Consider the following 17,508-nt stretch of genomic DNA (forward strand, 5'->3'; position numbering starts at 1 on the left):
GTGAACGGGTCTTTGGTCCCGAACCATCGGGACCTTGGCAGGCGGGTGCCCGGGCGGGCGGGACGCGACGATGGAAGGGCGCCGTGTCCGCAGTCGGCCCGTACCCGCGGGCGGCCCCCAGCCCAGGAGGTGAGCATGACCGCGCCCGTCGTACCCGCCGACCCCGCCCGGACCCTGCAGGCCCCCCGGCGGACCGCGAAAGTCGCCGCCGCCCGCTGGGAGGCGGCGATGGGCGATGCCCTGCGCAGCCCCGGCTGGGTGCGCTGGCTGCCCGCCGCGCTGCTCGCCGTCGACCTGACGCTGGAGGTCGCCCTCCCGCAGTCGGTGGCCGCCGGGTTCCTGCTCACCGTGCTCCCCGTGGTGGTCGCCTTCAGCGCCGGCCCGTGGCCGGTCGCCGGCAGCACCGTCCTCACCGTCGTCCTGCAGGCACTGCTCGCCTGGCGGGCCGGCCACCTGCTCGAACAGCACCACGTGTGGACCTACCTGGCCACCGTCCTGGCCGGCGCGATGGGTGCCGGACTCGCCTGGCAGCGCCGCCGCCAGGCCCGCGACCTGGTCCGCCTGCGCGCGGTCGCCGACACCCTCCAGCACACCGTGCTGCGCCCCGTCCCCGCCCGCACCGGCGGCCTGCGCGCCGCCGGCCTCTACCACCCCGCCGAGACGGACGTGGCGATCGGCGGCGACCTGTACGAGGTCTGCGAGACCCGCCACGGCACCCGGATCCTGCTCGGCGACGTCCGCGGCAAGGGCCTGGACGCCGTCCGCACCGTCGCCGACGTGATCGGCGCGTTCCGGATCGCCGCCCACGAGGCGACCGAACTCGACGAGCTCGCCGACCAGTTGGACCGGCAGGTGCGCCGCGAGGCGGACGAACGCGGCGACGCCGAACTCTTCGTCACCGCCGTCCTGCTCCAGCACCGGCCCGACACCGGCAGCCTCGACCTGGTCAACCGCGGCCACCTCGCCCCGCTGCTGGTCACCCCCGGCGGCGTCCGCCCCGTGCACTGCCCCGAGCAACTCCCGCTCGGCCTCGGCCACCTCGCCACCACCGCCGAACCCCCCACCACCCTCCCCCTCCCGCCCGGCCACACCCTCCTGCTCCACACCGACGGCGTCACCGAGGCCCGCGACCACACCGGCGCCTTCTACCCCCTCGCCGCCCGCCTCACCACCCTCCCCACCACCGACCCCGACACCCTGGTCACCTTCCTCGACCACGACGTCCGCCGCCACGCCTCCCCCCTCACCGACGACCTCGCCGTCCTCGCCCTCACCCCGTCCTGAGGCCGTGGATCACCGTCGTCGGCAATGGCGCCGGGTCCCGTGTTCCTCGCCGTCGAGGGGCGCACGGGACCAGGCTCTTGACGATCCGTCAGGTCGAGCCGTTGATGACGGAGTTCTGGATGGCGCCGACGGTGAGGTGGTGCTTGGTGAGGATCTGGTCGTAGGTGCCGTTGAGGACGAGGCGGTTCACGGCCTTCATGAGGACGTCGCGGAGGGCCTGGTCGTCCTTGCGGAGGGCGATGCCGAAGGGGCGGGGCTGGATCTGGGGGCCGCCGATCTGGAAGGAGTTGCCGGCGTTGACGGTCTGGGCGGCGTACTGGGCCTTGGGGTAGTCGGTGACGTAGGCGTCGGCGGCGGTCTTGAGGTTCTCGATGGCCTCGTTGTCGGTGCCGGTCTCGATGACCTTGAGGGGCTTGCCGAGGTGGTCGCAGGCCTTGGCCTGGCGCAGGGCCAGGTCGTCGTGGGTGGTGCCCTTCTTGACGGTGACGGTGTGGCCGCAGAGGTCGTCGATGGAGGCGATGCTCTTCGGGTTGCCCTGGTGGACGGCGATGCCGATGCCGGCCATGAAGTAGTCGACGAAGTCAACGCCGGGGTTGGCCTGCTTGCCGTCCTTGTCGAGGCCCTCCTCGCGTTCGCGGGTGTCGGTGATGCCGGACATCGCGATGTCGAACTTGCGGTCGAGCAGTCCGGGCAGCACGTTGGCGAACGGGCCGACGTCCTGGAACTGGATCTTGATGCCGAGGATCTGCTCGAGCGCCTTGGCGAGGTCGGGGTCGAGGCCGTCCGGGTCGCCCTGGTCGTTGCGGAAGACCACCGGCGCTGCGGTGAAGGAGGTGCCCACCGTGAGGGTGCCGGCTTTGCGTACGGCGTCGGGCAGTTGGGCGTGCAGGTCGCCCCCGCCGTCGGATCCCCCGGATCCGCAGCCGGCGAGGAGCAGGGCGCCGCCGAGTGCGGCGGCGAGCGCGGTGCGCCCGCGGCGGGTGTTGTAGGCCATGTCGTCTCTCCCCGTGGTCGACGCGGAACGCGAACAGGCCAGGGCGGTCGGACGGTACGGCGGCATGACGGAACGGCGGCATGGCAATACCGAGGGAACCCCTCGGCCGGCCGCCGTTCCGGCTAGATCGTTCAGACTATAACCAGCATGGTCACGACAGCCGGACCCCGCCCTCGCCAACGGGCGAAAGAGCATGGGTTGAACACCAACGAATCCGGCAGACCGGGCACCGAAGTGGCTGATATCCCGTCAGTCGCCGTGCCACCGGCCCGTGGCGGTCGGGGTGGCGGGGTCAGGACGACCACTGCGGGTCCTCGTAGCGCGGCATGGTGTCCGGTGCGCCGTCCGCGCCGGTCGGCAGCGGGCTGGGCGCGGCGCCGAACGGCTCGGTGGAGCCGGGGTCCTTGACCCGGGCGGTCGCGACGAGCGTGACGTTGCCCGGGGCGCCGATCGTCAGGGTGATCCCGGTGCCGCCGGGGGTGCGGGCGCCCGCCTCGTAGCGGGAGCCGTCCGCGGTGACGGTGTAGCCCTGCGCGGTCCAGTACGCCCGGGCCTGCTCCAGCAGCCGGGGCTGCTTGGCGGCGGCGACCTTGGTCAGCACGTAGCGGCGCAGCGTCAACTGGGCGGTGCCGTCGTTCTCCCGGCTCAGGCCGTCCTCGTGCGGGGTGGCCCGGTAGGCGTCGTCGGCGTACCGCAGGGCGGGGGAGAGAGCGGTGCTGGTGCCGTCCAGCACGGTCTGCAACTCGGTCCGGGCGCGGGCGAGTTCGACCACCGGACGGTCCGCTCCGGTGGCACCGGAGCCGCTCCCGCAGCCCGTCAGCCCGGCCCCGAGCAGCAGTGCCAGGACCGCCCCCGTCGCCCGCAGCCTCATCCGCGTCGTCCTTCCCGGCCCGACCAGTACGGGTCGTCGTGGCGGGGCACGGTGTCCAGCGCCCCGTCCGGCCCCAGCGGCACCGTACTCGCCCCGCCGAACGGGTAGCCGGTGCCCACCGCGGGGACGGGCGCCACCCGGGCCAGCAGGGTGGCGTTGCCGGGGATGCCGATCCGCAACTCCACCGCGCCGGACGGGCTTTCGGCCCGCAGCACCGGCAGCACCGGGTCCGGCTCCGCGGAGACCGCCCAGCCGCGGCCGCGCCAGTACGCCTCCAACTGCCCGAGCAGCTCCGGGTACCGGTCGGCGGCGACCCGGGTCATCAGGTAGCGGCGCTTCTCCAGGTGCGCGGTGCCGTCCGGCTCCCGGGTGTACGGGTGCTCGTGCTCGACCGCCGTGTACGGGCCGTCGGCCCAGCGCAGCGGCGGGCTGATCGCGGCCGCCGCGGTGTCCAGCAGCTCGTCGATCGCGTCGCGGGCGGTGCCCAGGTCGGTCGGGGCGGGGTGCCGCGGGTCGTGCTCGTTCATCGCCGCTCCTGTCCGGACACCCGGTCGCCGTGACCGGAGACGATCATGCCCATGTTGCGCAGCGAGTGGCCGTCCCGGCCGTCGCCCTGGTTCCAGTAGTCGGAGTGCGAGGCGAAGCCCAGCGGGCCGTCCGCCACGTCGAAGCGGCGCGCGCCGAACTCGGCGCTGGCCGGGTCCTGCCCGAACCACAGCTCGTGCGGATCGCCGTGCCGGCCCAGGTGGTCGCCGAGGAACCCGCCGAGCACCGCGCCCGGCAGCCCGCCGACCAGGCCGCCGACCACCGCGCCCGTGCCGGCGCCGGTCGCCTCCCGCTGGCTCGGCAGGTGGCTGACCGGGTCGTGCTCGGCCGCGCCGACCCACACGTGCGCGGGGTCGACGCCCAACTGCGCGGCGTGCTGCGCCCCCGTCCCCGGCGAACCGACCAGGATGACGTCGTCCACCGGGATGCCGCCCGGGCGCTGCGCGGCCTGCCCGACGGTGAGCGAGCCGTACGAGTGCCCCAGCGCGGTCAGGTGCGCGGGCGGCCCCTCGTGCGCGGCGCGCAGGCCCTGCAGGAAGCCCTGGTAGGCCTCGCCGCCCTGCTTGGCCCGCGCGTCGCCCGCCACCGCGAGCGCGTCGGGGCCGAACTCCTTGGCCTGCGGGGCGTCGTAGCCCAGCCAGGCGATCGACGCGGTGGTCCGGGTGGGGTCGAGGTCGTGCGCGGTCTGCCACAGGTCGCGGGCCCGGTTGGCGTCGCCGCCGCCGAGGTTGCGCACCTCGGTGTTCAGGCCCGGCACGTACGCCACCACGTCGTCCGCGGTGTCCGGGTCGCCGTACGAGAGCGCCGCCCGGCCCTGGCCCTGGTCGCCGATCACCAGCAGGTAGGACGGCGGCTGCTTGCCCTGGTCGTCGCGCAGCCGGTCGCGGACCGCCTGGAACCCGGCCAGCTTCTTCCGGTCCTGCTCGGACGGGTCCTGACGGTTCGACAGTTCGGCGATGAGGCGGTCGAGGTGGATCCGGTTGGCCCGGTCGCGGGCGAGGGCGGGGATGCCGTCGCGGTTGCCGATCTCGGCCGGGTACTCCGTGACCAGCCGCTGCCGCTCGTCGGCGGGCAGCGACTTCCACCAGGCGTTCACCTCGGTGGGCGGGGCGTCCGGACCCGGCAGGCCCGCCCGGACCAGGTCCTCCGGCCCGCCGCCGAACGCCGAGGAGAGCGCGGTGCTCGCCAACTCCGTTGCGGCGAAGGCCGGATCGAGTCCCGCGCCGGTCCGGGCGGCGTCGGTGTGGCGGCGCAGCCGTTCGGCGGTGACCTGGTCGGCGTGGGCGGCCTCGGTCAGTGCCTCGGCGATCCGGTCGCGCAGCGCGGCGCCCTGCCGGGCGCGGTCGGGGGCGTCCGGGTCGTGCCGTTCCGCGGCGGACGGCGGCCAGGAGACGCCGCCGTCGTCGGCCACCCGGTAGCCGCCCGAGGCGGCGTCCGCGAGCGCGGCCCGGAGCTTGGCCTGGGCCAGCAGGAAGGCCTCCGCGCCCTCCCGTAACACCGGCGCGATCCGGACCAACTCCAGCTGGGCGGCGACGAGTTTCGCGCTGGAGCGGGCCAGCGACCGTTCGGCGTCGGCGGCGGCGTCGCCGCTCCAGCCGGAGCCGCGCACCCGGGCGTCCACGCCGTCGCGCCAGGTGTCGGCGTGCTCGCCGACGGCGGTGGCCAGCACCGCGTACGCGTCGGCGGCGCCGAACAGCCGGTCCGGTTCGGCGTCGCGCAGGGTGGGGACGTCGATGCTCATCGCCCGGCCGCCCCGGCGGCGGACAGCGCCCGCGCCGCCTCCTGGTCCGAGCGGCGGTAGTTGGCGGCGGTGCGCCGCAGGTTGTCGCCCTGCCGGTCCAGTTCCGCCGACAGGCCGTCCAGCAGCCGCTTCCACTCGCCGGTGCAGCCGTCCAACTCCCGTCCGGTGAGCCAGCCGCGCAGTGCGCCCGCGGCATCGTCCGACGCCCCGAGCACCCGGCCGCTCTCCCCGGGCAGCCGCTCCGCGACGCCTGCGGCGGCCTGCCCCGCCCCGTCCAACTCGTCCGGCACGACCCGGAATCCGTCGCCGCCCCCGCCTGGACCCAGCACTCGCACGCCATCCCCCACAGCTGTGTCGGACCGACCGTTTGAGCGGGCCATGCTAGCGAAGCCGGAAGCCCGCCCCGGGGCCTTTCACCACCTCCGCGCCTGACGATTCCTTTGCCGGCGCAATACCCGCCGCCTACCCGGACACTGACGCTGTGTCACTCGAACGGGGGACTGCTGTCGGCGTGGTCGGTGTCGTGGCGGGCCGGGGCGGCGCAGGAGCGAGGCGACCAGCGCCGCGGTGCCGGCCAGGGCCGCGGAGCCGCAACGCCGCCGGCGCAATACTTGCCGCCTACCCGGACACTGGCGCTGTGTCACTCGGACGGAGGACCGCTGTCGGCCCGGTCGGTGTCGTGGCGGGCGAGCCGGGTCGGTGCAGCAGCAGGGCGACCAGTACCGCGGTGACGGCCAGGGCCGCTGAGCCGCAGCGCAGCGCCAGGTGGACGCCGTCGACGAACGCGCCGTCGACCAGCGCGCCGATCCCGCCGGCCCCCTGGCTGCCGAGGGTGGATGCCGGGTGGTCGGCTCCGTGCGGGGGAAGGCCGGCGTGGTGCAGGGCGCCGGCCATCCGGTGGGTGAGGACGGCGCCGAGGACGGCGATGCCGAGGACGCCGCCGACCTCGCGCAGGGTGTTGACGGTGGCGGAGGCCATGCCGGTGCGCGCGGGCGCCACCCGGTGCAGGACGGCGACGGAGACGGGGGTGAAGGACATCCCCATGCCGAGGCCGAGGAGCACCAGGGTCCAGACGTACGCGTAGTAGTGGGCGCCGGCGCCGTAGAGCGACAGGCCGGCGAGGCCCGCCGCGCACAGCAGCATGCCCAGCACGAGGGCGAGCCGCGGACCGTGACGGCCGGTCAGGCGGCCGGCCAGCGGGGCGGCGAGGGTGATGACGGCGGTCATCGGCAGGCCGGCGTACCCGGCGTCGGTGGGGGACCAGCCGAGCACGCCCTGGAGCATCAGCGGCAGGAAGAACAGCGCGCCGAACATGCCGAAGCTGACCATCAGCCCGCTCAGCAGGGCGCCGCCGAGCACCCGGTCGCGGAACATCCGCAGCTCCACCATCGGTTCCGGCAGCCGGAGTTCGACCAGGACCAGGGCGGCGAGCAGCACCGCGGCGGCCGCCGCGCAGCCGACCACGAGCGGGTCGCCCCAGCCGCGGCCGGGGCCCTCGACCAGGGCGTACACCAGGGCGCCCAGGCCGCCCGCGGAGAGCGCCGGCCCGGCCGGGTCGATGCGGCGGGCGCGCGGCGCGATCACGGGCAGCACCCGGGCGGCCATGACCAGCGCGGCCAGCCCGACGGGAACGTTGATCCAGAACACGCTGGCCCAGCCGAAGGCGTCCACCATCGGGCCGCCGATCACCGGCCCGATCGACAGGCCGAGCGCGGAGACCCCGGACCACAGGCCGATCGCCCGGGTGCGCTCGCGCTCGTCGGTGAACACCTCGCGCAGGATGGCCAGGCTGCCGGGGGTGAGCAGCGCCGCCCCGACGCCCTGCAGCATCCGGGCGGCGACCAGCAGGCCGATGCCGTCGGCCAGCGCGGCGGCCGCCGAGCCGGCGGTGAACAGGGCGAGGCCGATCCGGAAGACCCGGGTGCGGCCGTACCGGTCGCCGAGCGCGCCGCCGGTGAGCAGCAGCGCGGCGAAGACCAGGCTGTAGCCCTCGGCGACCCACTGCAGGCCGCTGATGCCCGCGTCCAGGTCGCGGCCGATCCGGGGGAGTGCGATGTCGACGATGACGTTGTCCAGCATCGCCATGAACATGGTGACGCAGAGCGTCAGCAGTGCCTGCCACTTGCGCCGGGCGGCGACCGACCCCTCCACCGGGGCTCCTCTCGTACGGACATGCCCCTAACACCGTTAGGGGCGACTGGTCGGCCCAGAATGCCCCTAACGGTGTTAGATTGCAAGCGCGATCGTTCCCGACGGCAGGAGGAGCCACCCGGCCATGGCCGACCCCGACACCGCATCCGCCACCCCCGCACCCGCACCTGCACCTGCACTGACCAGGGACGCACTGGCCAGGGCGGCGCTGCGCGTCCTGGAGCGCGACGGCCTCGCCGGACTGTCGATGCGCAAGGTCGCCGCCGAGGTCGGGGTGAAGGCCGCCTCGCTCTACTGGCACGTCCGCAACAAGGAGGAACTGCTCGACCTGCTCAACGACGCGATCGTCGCCGACGCCGAGGCCCCGCCGCGCGAGGGCGACTGGCGCGCCCAGTACCTGGAGTACGGCCGCCGCTACCGCCGGCTGCTGCTCGACAAGCGCGACGCCGCCAAGGTGGTGGCCGGCCGGCTCGCCCCCGGACCGCACACCCTGCGGCTGCTGGAGGACCAGCTGGACCGGCTGCGCGCGGCCGGGTTCCGGGACGCCGACGCGGCGATGGCCTCCTACCTGCTCTCCGCCTACGTCCAGGGCTTCGTCCTGCAGGAGCAGTCGCCGCTCTCCGCCGCCGAGGCGGCGGGCGCCAGCCGCGGCGAGGCCGCCCGCGCCGCCGGCCAGGGCCTGCGCGCGCTCCCGCCGGACGCCTTCCCCAACCTGGTCGCGCTCGCCGAGGACCTCACCGACCCGGACATGGACACCCGCTTCGAGTTCGGCCTGCACCGCATCGCGGACGGCCTCGCGGCCCTGCTCCCGGACGGAAGTTGACGGCCGGTCAGGAACGGGCGCGCCGCCAGCCGCCCGGGTGCGGGCGGTAGGGCGCCCGACGGGAACGGAGGCGACGTCCGGCCGGAACGACGCGGGCCCCGCCGCCTCCCTGCGGAGCGCGACGGGGCCCGGGTCACCGACGGGTCGTCAGCAGCGGCCGACCAGCTCGCAGTCCTCCCAGCGGGTCCCGCCCTCGACGGCCGACGGGGCGTCGGCGGCGGCCTGGTCACCGGTGGCGGCGGGGGCGTTCAGCGACTTCGGGGCCTTGAGCGCCGGGGCGGCCGGGGCGCTCGGGGCGGCGGTCGCGGCCGGGCCGGTGGCGAGGCGGACGGCGATGGCGTCGATGATCGGACGCGGGCTGGTGCCGGCGAAGTTGCTGACCATCACCGCGAAGACCAGCTTGCGGCCGTCCGGGGCGGTGGCGTAGCCGACCAGGTTGTCGACGCCGCTCATCGAGCCGCTCTTGGCGTGCACGTTGTTCTCGGCCTTGGTGCCGCGCATCCGGGCGGCCAGCGTGCCGCCGGTCATCCGGTCCGGGTTGCCCGCCACCGGCAGCGCGTTGTACCAGGCGCTGAACCACGGCTTGTCCTGGGCGAGCTTGAGCAGGCCGGCCATCTTCGCCGGGGTGATCAGGTCGTAGCGGGACAGGCCGGAGCCGTCGACCTGCCGCCCGCCCGGGCTCTCCAGGCCGTTGGCCTTCAGGAAGCCCTTGATCTGGGCGATGCCGGTCGACCAGTCGCCCCGGCCGCCCTTGGCCTTGCCGATCTCCTTGGTCAGGTGCTCGGCGATGCCGTTGTTGCTGAGCTTCAGCATCGGGACGATCAGCTCGCCGAGCGTCTTCGAGTCGTGCGACACCAGCGGCTGCGAGGTCTCCGAGCCGGTCGCGGACTGCACCCCGCGCACCACCTTCACCCCGTGCCGGGCCAGCGCGCCCGCGAACACCTTGCCGGCGTACGTCGCCGGGTCCTCCACCGTCACCCAGAAGGTGGCCGGGGCGGCGCCCGCCGCGATGCTGCCGGACAGCGCCAACTCGTTTTCCCCGCGCCGCCGTTCGACATCGGCGCTGGTGCCGCTGCCGGCCGCGCCGGTGGCGACGGTCCCGGTGAACTTCATCGGCGCCTCGGCGGGCACCAGCGCGACCTTGGCGTTCTCGCCCGCCGCCCCCGGAGTGACCGTCACCTGCACGGTGTCCATGGTGTACTCGGCGTCGCCGGCCACCGTCAGCCCGGATATCTGCGGGCTGTACGAGTACTGCTCGTCGTCCCACGCCCAGCCCGGCCCCAGCGGCGTCCGGTCGTACCGGCTGCCGTCCGCGAGCACCCGCCCGGTCACCGTGGTGACCCCGGACGCGGCCACCTTCGCCGCCAGGTCGTCCAGGTCCTGCACCAGCAGGCTCGGGTCGCCGCCACCGCGCAGCACCAGGTCGCCCACCAGCGTCCCGCCGTACGTGGTGCCGGTGCTGCGCACCTCGGTGCTGAACCGGTAGTCCGTGCCCAGCAGTTCGAGCGCCGCGGTGGAGGTCACCGTCTTCATCGTGGACGCCGGGGTGAGCAGCGCCCCGGGCTGCCGCGCGTACAGCACCTGCCCGCTCTGGGCGTCCAGGACCTCGACGCCCGCCTGGGCGTTGGCCAGTCGGGCGTCCCCCAGCAGGGCGTCGAGGTCCGCCGTCAGCGCGGCGTCCACCGGCGGCGGGTTGTCCGCCTGCGCGGAACCGGCCAGCAGGGAGACGGCGATCACGGCGGCCGCCAGCGGCAGGCCGCGGCGGTAGAGGCGTGCGGGCACAGGTGCTCCAGGGTTCGGGTGCGGCGAGGGCGCGCGACCTCACCCCACGCCCCCGTTTGGCCTGTACATTACCATCTGACGCACCGTCAGTTGATCTTCGTTTCCGGGCAGCCGTCCCACTCCGATGACGCCGCAGCGCCCGGCAGGGTTGCATCCGTCCACGAAGAACTCGCGCGTCAGTCCGTCCGAGCCGCGCGGAAGGCCCGGCGGTACGCGGCCGGGGTGGTGCGCAGCGCCTCGTGGAAGCGGCGGCGGAGGTTGACCGCGGAGGAGAGGCCGACCCGGTGGGCGATGGCCTCCACGGGGAGGTCGGTCTCCTCCAACAGGGCACGGGTGGCGGCGATCCGCCGGTCCAGCAGCCAGCGCCCGGGGCTGATGCCCAGTTGCTCGGTGAAGCGCCGGTTCAGCGTCCGGGCCGAGACCCGCGCACGGAGCGCCATCTCCTCGACGCTGACCGGCTGGTCGAGCCGCTCGCCCAGCCACTGCAGCAGCGGCGCCAGGGAGTCGGCGACCGGCCCGGAGGTGGGCAGTTCGGCGTACTGCAACTGGCAGCCCTCCCGGTGCGGCGGCATCACCAACTGCCGGGCGACCCGCAGTGCGTACGCCGAGCCCTGGTCGGCGCTGACCAGGTGCAGGCAGAGGTCCAGCGCGGCCGCCGAACCGGCGCTGGTGGCGACGTCCCCGTGGTGCACGTACAGCACCGCCGGATCGACCCGGACCCGGGGGAAGCCGGAGGCCAGCGCGGCCGCCCACGCCCAGTGCGTGGCGGCCCGCCGATCGTCCAACAGCCCGGCGGCGGCCGGTACCCAGGCGCCCGTGCAGAGCCCGACGATCCGCGCCCCGCGCCCGTGCGCGCGGCGGACCGCGGCCACCACCTCCGGCGAGACGTCCTTCTCCCACCCGGGCACCACCACCGTGTCCGCCCGCTCCAGCGCCTCCAGACCCGCCGTCACCAGCACCTCGTAGCCGGCCCGGGTACGCACCGGGCCCGGCTGCTCGACGCACACCTCGAACGCGTACCGCGCCGGGATCGCCGGTCCGTGGTCGCCGAACACCTCGCTCGCGCAGGCGAGCAGGAAGGCCGACTGCGGCGCCCCCACCAGTGCCACCACCCGGTGCGGCGATGCGGACGGCAATGCGGACTTCGGCAGCGGACGGGTCGTCATGGCGGGAAAGTACCTCCTCGCGTCATTCACGACACTGGGACGGCGGATTGGTCCATACCAGTATCGGCCGGGTGACCACCGCACCGACCGCTCCCCGCCCGACGGCCTCCCCAGTTCGTCTGTGGGACCGCCAGTTCACCCTCTTCTTCACCGCCCGCACCGTCTCGCTGTTCGGCGACGCGATGATGCCGGTGGCCGCCGCGCTCGCCGTCGGCGCGCTCTACGGCGTCTCCGGGGTCGGCCTCGTCCTCGGCACCTGGACCGGCACCTTCGTCCTCCTGGTGCTCGTCGGCGGGGTGCTCGCCGACCGGTTCGGCGCCCGCCGGATGATGGTCGGCGCGGACCTCGTCCGGGTGCTCACCCAGGGCGTCCTGGCCGCCGCGTTCCTCGCCGGACCGCCGCCGCTGTGGCTGCTGCTCGCCATGGCCTCGCTGGCCGGCGCGGCCGTCGCGATGTTCCTGCCCGGGGTCAACGGCATGGTCCCGCTGGTCACCCGCGACCCCCAGCGCGCCAACGCCACCCTCAAGGTCGCCGACGCCCTCGCCCAACTCCTCGGCCCGGCCCTGGCCGGCCTGCTGATCACCCTGGCCGCGGCCGGCACCGTGTACGCCGTCGACGCCGCCACCTTCCTGCTCAGCGCGCTCTGCCTGGCGCTGCTGCGGCTCTCCGACTCCCGCGCCACCGGCGGAAGTTCACTGCGGCGCGAACTGCGGCAGGGCTGGCACGAGTTCCGCGCCCGGGCCTGGATGTGGTCGGTCATCCTGATCTGGATCGGCTTCGGGATGCTGGTCTTCGGCCCGCTCGTCCCGCTCGGCTCCGCCGTGATCGGCAGCCGCCTCGGCCCGGACGCGTACGGCCTGGCGGTCTCCTCCCTCGGCCTCGGCACCGTCCTCGGCGGCGTCCTGGCCCTCCGCGTCCGCCCGTCCCGCCCGCTCGCCGCGGGCGCCGCAGCGATGGCCCTCTACACCGCCCTCCCGCTCTCCGCCGCCCTCGCCCACGGCCTCCCCGCCCTCCTCGCCGGCCACCTGCTCGGCGGCGCGGGCCTCGCCTTCTGGTCCGTCATGTGGGCCACCACCGTCCAGACCCACACCCCGCCCGCCGTCCTCAACCGGGTCTCCGCCTATGAACTCGCCGGCTCCATCGCCGGCATCACCCTCGGCCAACTCCTCGTCGGCCCCGCCACCGCCCTCGCCTCCCCCCGCCACCTGCTTCTGCTCTCCACCGCCGCCGCCCTCACCGGCAGCGCCGCCCTGCTCGCCGTCCCCGCGATCCGCACCCTGCGCCGCACGGCGAGGCCGTCGTGAGGTCCCCGGTCCGGCCCTCCTTGACGCGGAAGTAAAACGCCTGTTTGAGTTTCCCCATGGCGACAGAACGCACCGACCAGCGCCGCGAGGCCGGCCAGCGCACCCGGGACGGCCTGCTGGCGGCTGCCCTGGAGCTGCTGGCGCAGCGCGGCCGGGACGGCGTGACGCTGCGTGAGATCACCGAGCGGGCCGGGGCGAACGTGGCCGCGGTGAGCTACCACTTCGGCTCGCTGAAGGTCCTGTGCGACGCGGCGGTCGAGTACGCGCTGGAGCGGTACCTGGACGCGCAGATCCGGGCCCTCGCCCCGCTCGACTCCGACGCGACGCTCACCGAGCTGGCCGCCGCCTTCGCGGGCCCGATGGTGCGGGCGATCTCGGCCGGCGGCCACGAGCTGGCCGTCATCCGGACCGTGGCGCGGGTCGGGATCGACCCGCCGGAGGGCTGGCAGCGGCTGGCCGGCAAGTTCGACCGGACCCGCCGGGAGGCCGTCGGGGTGCTCGCGGCCCGCCTGCCCGGGGTCGGCGAGGAGGAACTGGTCTTCCGCACCCGCTGCGCGGCAGGCCTGCTGAACTGGCTCGCCCTGGCGCCGATCGGCACCGAGCTGGCCGCCCTCCCGGTGGCGGAGGTCGAGCGGGTGCTCGTCCCGGTGGTGGCGGGCGCGCTCCGCGGCGTCGCGGACTGACCCGTCGCGGGCTTGGCTTGGCACGGGCCTGACCTGGCACGGGCCGCGAAAGTCAAACGATCGCTTGACAAGCACCGAGTCGCGCGCACAATTTAAAGCAAGCGTTTGATTTCCTTTGCGGGAGTTCGCAGGAAGGGGAGAGTGCGATGACCACCGATGCGGAGGCCCTGGTGCGGGCGGCCTACCGGGCGGCCGAGGGCGACGTGCTGGACGTCCAGGGGTTCATGGACCTGTTCACCGAGGACGGCGTGTTCGACAACGTGGTCGCGGGGGAGACCTACCGCGGCGAGCACCTGGGCGACCTGGTCGCCTTCATGGGCGCCCTCGCGCCGGACGTCCACCGCGAGCTCCACCGGGTCCACGTCATGGGCGACGTGGTCGCCGTCGAGCTGACCATCGAGGGCACCTTCACCGGGCCGTTCGAGACACCGGCCGGGGTGGTCCGGCCCACCGGCGCCCGGCTGAGCATCCCGACCGCCGACTTCTGGTACGTCGAGAACGGCCGGATCAAGGAGTTCAACTGCTACGTCGGCCTCAGCGTGATGCTCGCCCAACTGGGCGTCCAGCCGGACTTCGCCGCCGCCGTGGCGGCCGAGCCGGCGGCGGCGAAGAGTCCGTCATGACCGGATCCCCCGCCGACCTGATGCGCGTCAACCTCCTCGACGTCTTCAACGAACCCGATCGGGACCGCCGGGCGGCGGCCATCGCCGAGCACTACGCCGAGGACGTGGTCTGGCACGAACCGGACCGCATCAATCGGGGCCGGGCCGAACTCGCCCGCCGCGCCGAGGAGGTCCGCGCGGAGAACCCGGATTGGGTCTTCCACCCGGACGGACCGGCCGCGGAGCTCGACGACCTCGGCCACCTCGGCTTCCACTACGGCCCGCCCGGGCAGCCGCCCCTGATCGGCGGGATGGACATCGCCCGGGTCGAGAACGGCCGCATCGCCGAGCTCTACACGATCATCACGAAGACCCCCTGAGGCCGCGGCGCGCGGTCGCCGACGGGCGCGACGGCGTACGGGACTGACCGACCGTCAGGACCACCGCCGCCGTCGCCGCGGCCGCACCCACCGCGACCACGGCCGGCCAGCCGGCCCGCGCCCACGCCAGCGAGCCGGCCACCGAGCCGACGGCGATGCCGGCGAAGCGCAGGGTGAAGTAACAGGTGTTCAGGCGGTTGTGCGCACTCCGGTCCAGGGTGAACAGGGCGCTCTGGCACGCCACTTGGTTGCCCCAGGTGGCCACGTCCAGCGCCACCGTGCCCGCGACCAGCCAGCCGAGGGAGCCGCCGCCCGGCAGCAGCAACGCCCACCCCGCGAGCACCGCCGCCACCAGCGCGGCCGGTCCGCGTCGGGCGCCCAACCGATCCGCGAGCCGTCCCGCCGCCGGCGAGAGCAGTGCGCTCACCGCCGCGACCAGCCCGAACAGGCCCACCGCGGTGGAGCCGAAGCGGTAGTGCCGGTCGAGCAGCAGGGTCAGCGCCGTCCAGAAGGTGCCGAAGGAGACGCCGACCAGGGCGCCGGACGCGGTCACCCGCCGGACCAGCGGATCGGCCGCGAACAGCCGGGGCAGCGAGGCCAGCGCGGCGCGGTAGCGGACCGTCCCGACCGGCGGGAGGGCCGGCAGCGCCCGTCGCAGCACCAGCGTCAGCAGGAGTGTGAGCGCGCAGGAGCACCAGAACACCGCACGCCACCCGGCGGCCGAGGCCAGCGCCCCCGCGTACGTCCGGGCGCCCAGCACCCCGACCAGCAGTCCGGCCTGGACGACGCCCACGGTCCGCCCCGCCGCCCGTTCGCCGGCCAGCGCCACGGCGAGCGGTGCGACCAACTGCGGCACCGGGGAGACCAGGCCCAGCACGAACCCGGCAGCGGCCAGCCAGGCCGTCCCGGGAGCCAGCGCGCAGCCGGCCAGCGCCACCGAGGCGGCCGCGCCGAGCGCGCACACGAGCCGCCGCCGGTCGACGCAGTCGCCGGCCGGGACGAGCAGCGCGATCCCGACGGCGAAGCCGAGCTGGGTGGCGGTGGGGACGGCGCCCAGCAGGGCGGGGGTGCGGTGCAGGTCCCGGGCGGCGGCGCCGAGCAGCGGCTGGCTCAGGTAGACGTTCGCGCCGGTGACCGCCGAGGCGGCGGCGAGCAGTGCGGTCGGCACGGCCCGAGCCCGGGCCCGGGCCCGGGCCCGGTTCTGGGGCCGGTTCTGGACTCGGTTCTGAGCGCGGGCAGCGTGGGGGAGAGCGGAGTCGATCACGTCAGGCCACGCTAGGCAGACCGCTTCTGGCATGCTGTCGCGGGAACGCCCGAGACTGTCGAGAGTGCGCCAATGCATGGCAAGAGCGAGGACCGCGAGGACTACCAGCACGTCCCGAGGCCGCTGGCCGCGATGGCGCGCGACCTCCCGGACGGTCACCACATCCCGCCGCACCGGCACCGCCGCGCCCAGCTGATCTACGGCACCAGCGGGGTCATCACGGTGGTCACCGACCGGGGCAGCTGGGTGGTCCCCGCGACCCGCGGCGTCTGGGTGCCGCCGCGGACCGAGCACGCGATGACCTGCACCGGTCGGGTCCGGATGCGCACCCTCTACGTCGAACCGCGGGCCGCGCCCAATCCGCCCGGCGAACCCACCGTCGTCTCGGTCTCCCCGCTGCTGCGCGAACTGATCGAGGCCGCCACCCGCGTCCCCCTGGAGTACGACCCGGACGGGCGGGACGGGCGGCTGATGGACCTGCTGCTGCTCGAACTGGAGCCGCATCCGGTGCCCGCCCTGCACCTGCCCGTCCCCACCGACCCGGACCTGGAGCGGCTCTGCGCCGCCATCCGGGCCGACCCGGGCGCGGAGTGGAGCACCGCCGCCGCCGCGGCCCACACCCACCTCAGCGCGCGCACCCTGCAGCGCCGCTTCCCCCGGGCGACCGGCATGACGCTCGCCCTCTGGGTGCAGCAGGCCCGCCTGCTGCACGCGGTGATCCTGCTCGCCCGCGCCACCCCGGTCAGCTCCGTCGCCGCCGACCTCGGCTACGCGACGCCGAGCGCGTTCAGCGCGATGTTCCGTCGCACCCTCGGTGTCACGCCCAGCGGCTACTTCGGCTGACCGCGGTCGGGTCGCCCGGCTCAGGCGGTGGCGAGCGAGACCTCGGTCGACTTGATCAGCGCCACCACCGGGGCGCCCTCGGCGAGTCGGAGGTCGGCACAGGCGTCGGCGGTGATCGCCGCGGTCAGCTCGCCGCCGTCGACGATGACCTTGACGCCGGCCATCGCGGCGCCGGTGGAGACCGCGGTGACGGTGCCCGGAAGCTGGTTGCGGATGCTCAGACCGTCCACCGGCCCGGTCGCGAGGGCGACCTCGGTGGACTTCACCAGTGCCCGGACGGCGCTGCCCTCGTGCAGCCCGAGGTCCTTGACCGCGTCCCGGGTGATCGCCGCGGTCAGCTCGCGGCCGCCGTCCAGCCGGACCTTCACGGTCGCCGTGACCTCGCCCTCGGTCACCGAGGTGACGGTGCCGGACAGCTGGTTGCGGATGCTCAGGCTCATGACGCACACCTCGGGTCTCCGGCCGTCGGACGCTGCGACGGCGTTCGGTCGTGGGGGTTCGGTCCGTGGGGTTCGGTCGTGCCTCCACCGTAGCCGGGCAGGACCGCAGGTCACAGCCATCGGCGCGCCGCCGGGCAGCCGCCAGGCCGGAGCGGTGACTCCCTTCGGGCGGGTGTGACACCTGCATCAGAGCACCGGCACTCGGCCCCCTCAACCGGGGCGAAAGCCGTCACACGGCCATGCTCCGGTGGGGCGGGCCTGCTCGTGCATTCCCCGTTCAGCCTGGGACGCGGCGTGACCGGGCACCCGGAACTCGCCCACACGGCAACCGAGTTCACCCGCCTGCTCGCCACCTTCGTCAACGGCGCGCACCGCTCGCTCCTTCATCTCCACGATGTCCGTCCTTCATCGGGCCGATCGGACCGCGACGCCTGAGAGGGTCACGTTCGTGCCCGGCGGGCCATGACGTGCTCGCGTCGCGACACGACGAGGGGTACGGTCATGCGCGGTCCACGAAGGTACGTCAGTCTTCTCGTTTCCGCCGTGATGACGGCTTCGTTAGCCGTGGCCGGCGCAGCGTACGGTGCCACCGCATCCCCTGCCCCGCATCGGGACCCGGTGCGGCACGAGCCGA

17 protein-coding genes are annotated in these 17,508 nt (G+C 74.7%); 7 read left to right on the forward strand and 10 right to left on the reverse strand.

The window, feature by feature from the left end; genetic code table 11:
* Nucleotides 1–135 precede the first annotated feature (135 nt).
* On the forward strand, nt 136–1,284 hold the full coding sequence (locus tag ACWD4U_RS02190; RefSeq protein ID WP_363449567.1) for a PP2C family protein-serine/threonine phosphatase: 1,149 nt from the start codon (nt 136–138) through the stop codon (nt 1,282–1,284).
* An 88-nt stretch (nt 1,285–1,372) separates the two neighbouring features.
* On the opposite strand, the gene ACWD4U_RS02195 is transcribed toward ACWD4U_RS02190, so the two are convergent.
* The 6 genes from ACWD4U_RS02195 to ACWD4U_RS02220 form a co-directional block, all read right to left on the reverse strand.
* On the reverse strand, nt 1,373–2,278 hold the full coding sequence (locus ACWD4U_RS02195; protein WP_363449569.1) for an ABC transporter substrate-binding protein: 906 nt from the start codon (nt 2,276–2,278) through the stop codon (nt 1,373–1,375).
* A gap of 292 nt (nt 2,279–2,570) precedes the next feature.
* Nucleotides 2,571–3,149, reverse strand: a complete 579-nt coding sequence (locus ACWD4U_RS02200; protein ID WP_363449571.1) for a hypothetical protein — start codon at nt 3,147–3,149, stop codon at nt 2,571–2,573.
* Complete coding sequence (locus ACWD4U_RS02205) at nt 3,146–3,676, reverse strand: hypothetical protein (protein ID WP_363449573.1); 531 nt, start codon at nt 3,674–3,676, stop codon at nt 3,146–3,148. Before ACWD4U_RS02205 ends, ACWD4U_RS02200 begins: the two co-directional genes overlap by 4 nt.
* Nucleotides 3,673–5,436: an alpha/beta hydrolase gene (locus tag ACWD4U_RS02210; protein ID WP_363449575.1), complete on the reverse strand. Its 1,764-nt coding sequence runs from the start codon at nt 5,434–5,436 to the stop codon at nt 3,673–3,675. Before ACWD4U_RS02210 ends, ACWD4U_RS02205 begins: the two co-directional genes overlap by 4 nt.
* Nucleotides 5,433–5,726 carry a hypothetical protein gene (locus tag ACWD4U_RS02215; RefSeq protein WP_363449577.1) on the reverse strand — a complete coding sequence of 98 codons (294 nt, stop codon included), beginning with the start codon at nt 5,724–5,726 and terminating at the stop codon, nt 5,433–5,435. Before ACWD4U_RS02215 ends, ACWD4U_RS02210 begins: the two co-directional genes overlap by 4 nt.
* Before the next feature lie 328 nt (nt 5,727–6,054).
* Complete coding sequence (locus ACWD4U_RS02220; protein WP_363449579.1) at nt 6,055–7,587, reverse strand: MFS transporter; 1,533 nt, start codon at nt 7,585–7,587, stop codon at nt 6,055–6,057.
* 124 nt (nt 7,588–7,711) lie between these two features.
* On the opposite strand from ACWD4U_RS02220, the gene ACWD4U_RS02225 reads away from it, so the two are divergent.
* Complete coding sequence (locus ACWD4U_RS02225) at nt 7,712–8,410, forward strand: TetR/AcrR family transcriptional regulator (protein WP_363449581.1); 699 nt, start codon at nt 7,712–7,714, stop codon at nt 8,408–8,410.
* A gap of 147 nt (nt 8,411–8,557) precedes the next feature.
* Here ACWD4U_RS02225 and dacB read toward each other — a convergent pair whose 3' ends face one another.
* Nucleotides 8,558–10,192 (reverse strand): D-alanyl-D-alanine carboxypeptidase/D-alanyl-D-alanine endopeptidase, encoded by a 1,635-nt coding sequence (dacB, locus tag ACWD4U_RS02230; RefSeq protein WP_363449583.1) that lies wholly within the window; start codon nt 10,190–10,192, stop codon nt 8,558–8,560.
* Nucleotides 10,193–10,368: 176 nt separating this feature from the next.
* Entirely contained in the window at nt 10,369–11,358 is a 990-nt protein-coding gene (locus ACWD4U_RS02235) for a GlxA family transcriptional regulator (protein WP_363449585.1), read from the reverse strand.
* 71 nt (nt 11,359–11,429) lie between these two features.
* Here ACWD4U_RS02235 and ACWD4U_RS02240 point away from each other — a divergent pair, with 71 nt between their 5' ends.
* The 4 genes from ACWD4U_RS02240 (at nt 11,430) to ACWD4U_RS02255 (ending at nt 14,327) form a co-directional block, all read left to right on the forward strand.
* Nucleotides 11,430–12,662, forward strand: a complete 1,233-nt coding sequence (locus tag ACWD4U_RS02240) for an MFS transporter (RefSeq protein ID WP_363449587.1) — start codon at nt 11,430–11,432, stop codon at nt 12,660–12,662.
* 56 nt (nt 12,663–12,718) lie between these two features.
* Complete coding sequence (locus ACWD4U_RS02245) at nt 12,719–13,345, forward strand: TetR/AcrR family transcriptional regulator (protein ID WP_363449589.1); 627 nt, start codon at nt 12,719–12,721, stop codon at nt 13,343–13,345.
* A 146-nt stretch (nt 13,346–13,491) separates the two neighbouring features.
* Nucleotides 13,492–13,968 carry a nuclear transport factor 2 family protein gene (locus ACWD4U_RS02250; RefSeq protein ID WP_363449591.1) on the forward strand — a complete coding sequence of 159 codons (477 nt, stop codon included), beginning with the start codon at nt 13,492–13,494 and terminating at the stop codon, nt 13,966–13,968.
* Complete coding sequence (locus tag ACWD4U_RS02255; RefSeq protein ID WP_363449593.1) at nt 13,965–14,327, forward strand: nuclear transport factor 2 family protein; 363 nt, start codon at nt 13,965–13,967, stop codon at nt 14,325–14,327. The genes ACWD4U_RS02250 and ACWD4U_RS02255 overlap by 4 nt, the downstream gene beginning before the upstream one ends.
* Here the strand turns inward: ACWD4U_RS02255 and ACWD4U_RS02260 are convergent.
* Nucleotides 14,311–15,495, reverse strand: a complete 1,185-nt coding sequence (locus tag ACWD4U_RS02260; RefSeq protein ID WP_363449595.1) for an MFS transporter — start codon at nt 15,493–15,495, stop codon at nt 14,311–14,313. The two genes, ACWD4U_RS02255 and ACWD4U_RS02260, sit on opposite strands and share 17 nt — an antisense overlap.
* A gap of 168 nt (nt 15,496–15,663) precedes the next feature.
* Between ACWD4U_RS02260 and ACWD4U_RS02265 the strand changes: the two genes are divergently transcribed.
* The gene (locus ACWD4U_RS02265) at nt 15,664–16,434 is read left to right on the forward strand and encodes an AraC family transcriptional regulator (RefSeq protein ID WP_363449597.1); all 771 of its coding nucleotides are present in this window, start codon (nt 15,664–15,666) and stop codon (nt 16,432–16,434) included.
* A gap of 20 nt (nt 16,435–16,454) precedes the next feature.
* Here the strand turns inward: ACWD4U_RS02265 and ACWD4U_RS02270 are convergent, their stop codons facing one another.
* Nucleotides 16,455–16,874, reverse strand: a complete 420-nt coding sequence (locus tag ACWD4U_RS02270; protein WP_363449599.1) for a TOBE domain-containing protein — start codon at nt 16,872–16,874, stop codon at nt 16,455–16,457.
* Nucleotides 16,875–17,508 lie beyond the last annotated feature (634 nt).

It is taken from the genome of Kitasatospora sp. NPDC002522 (assembly GCF_053595195.1).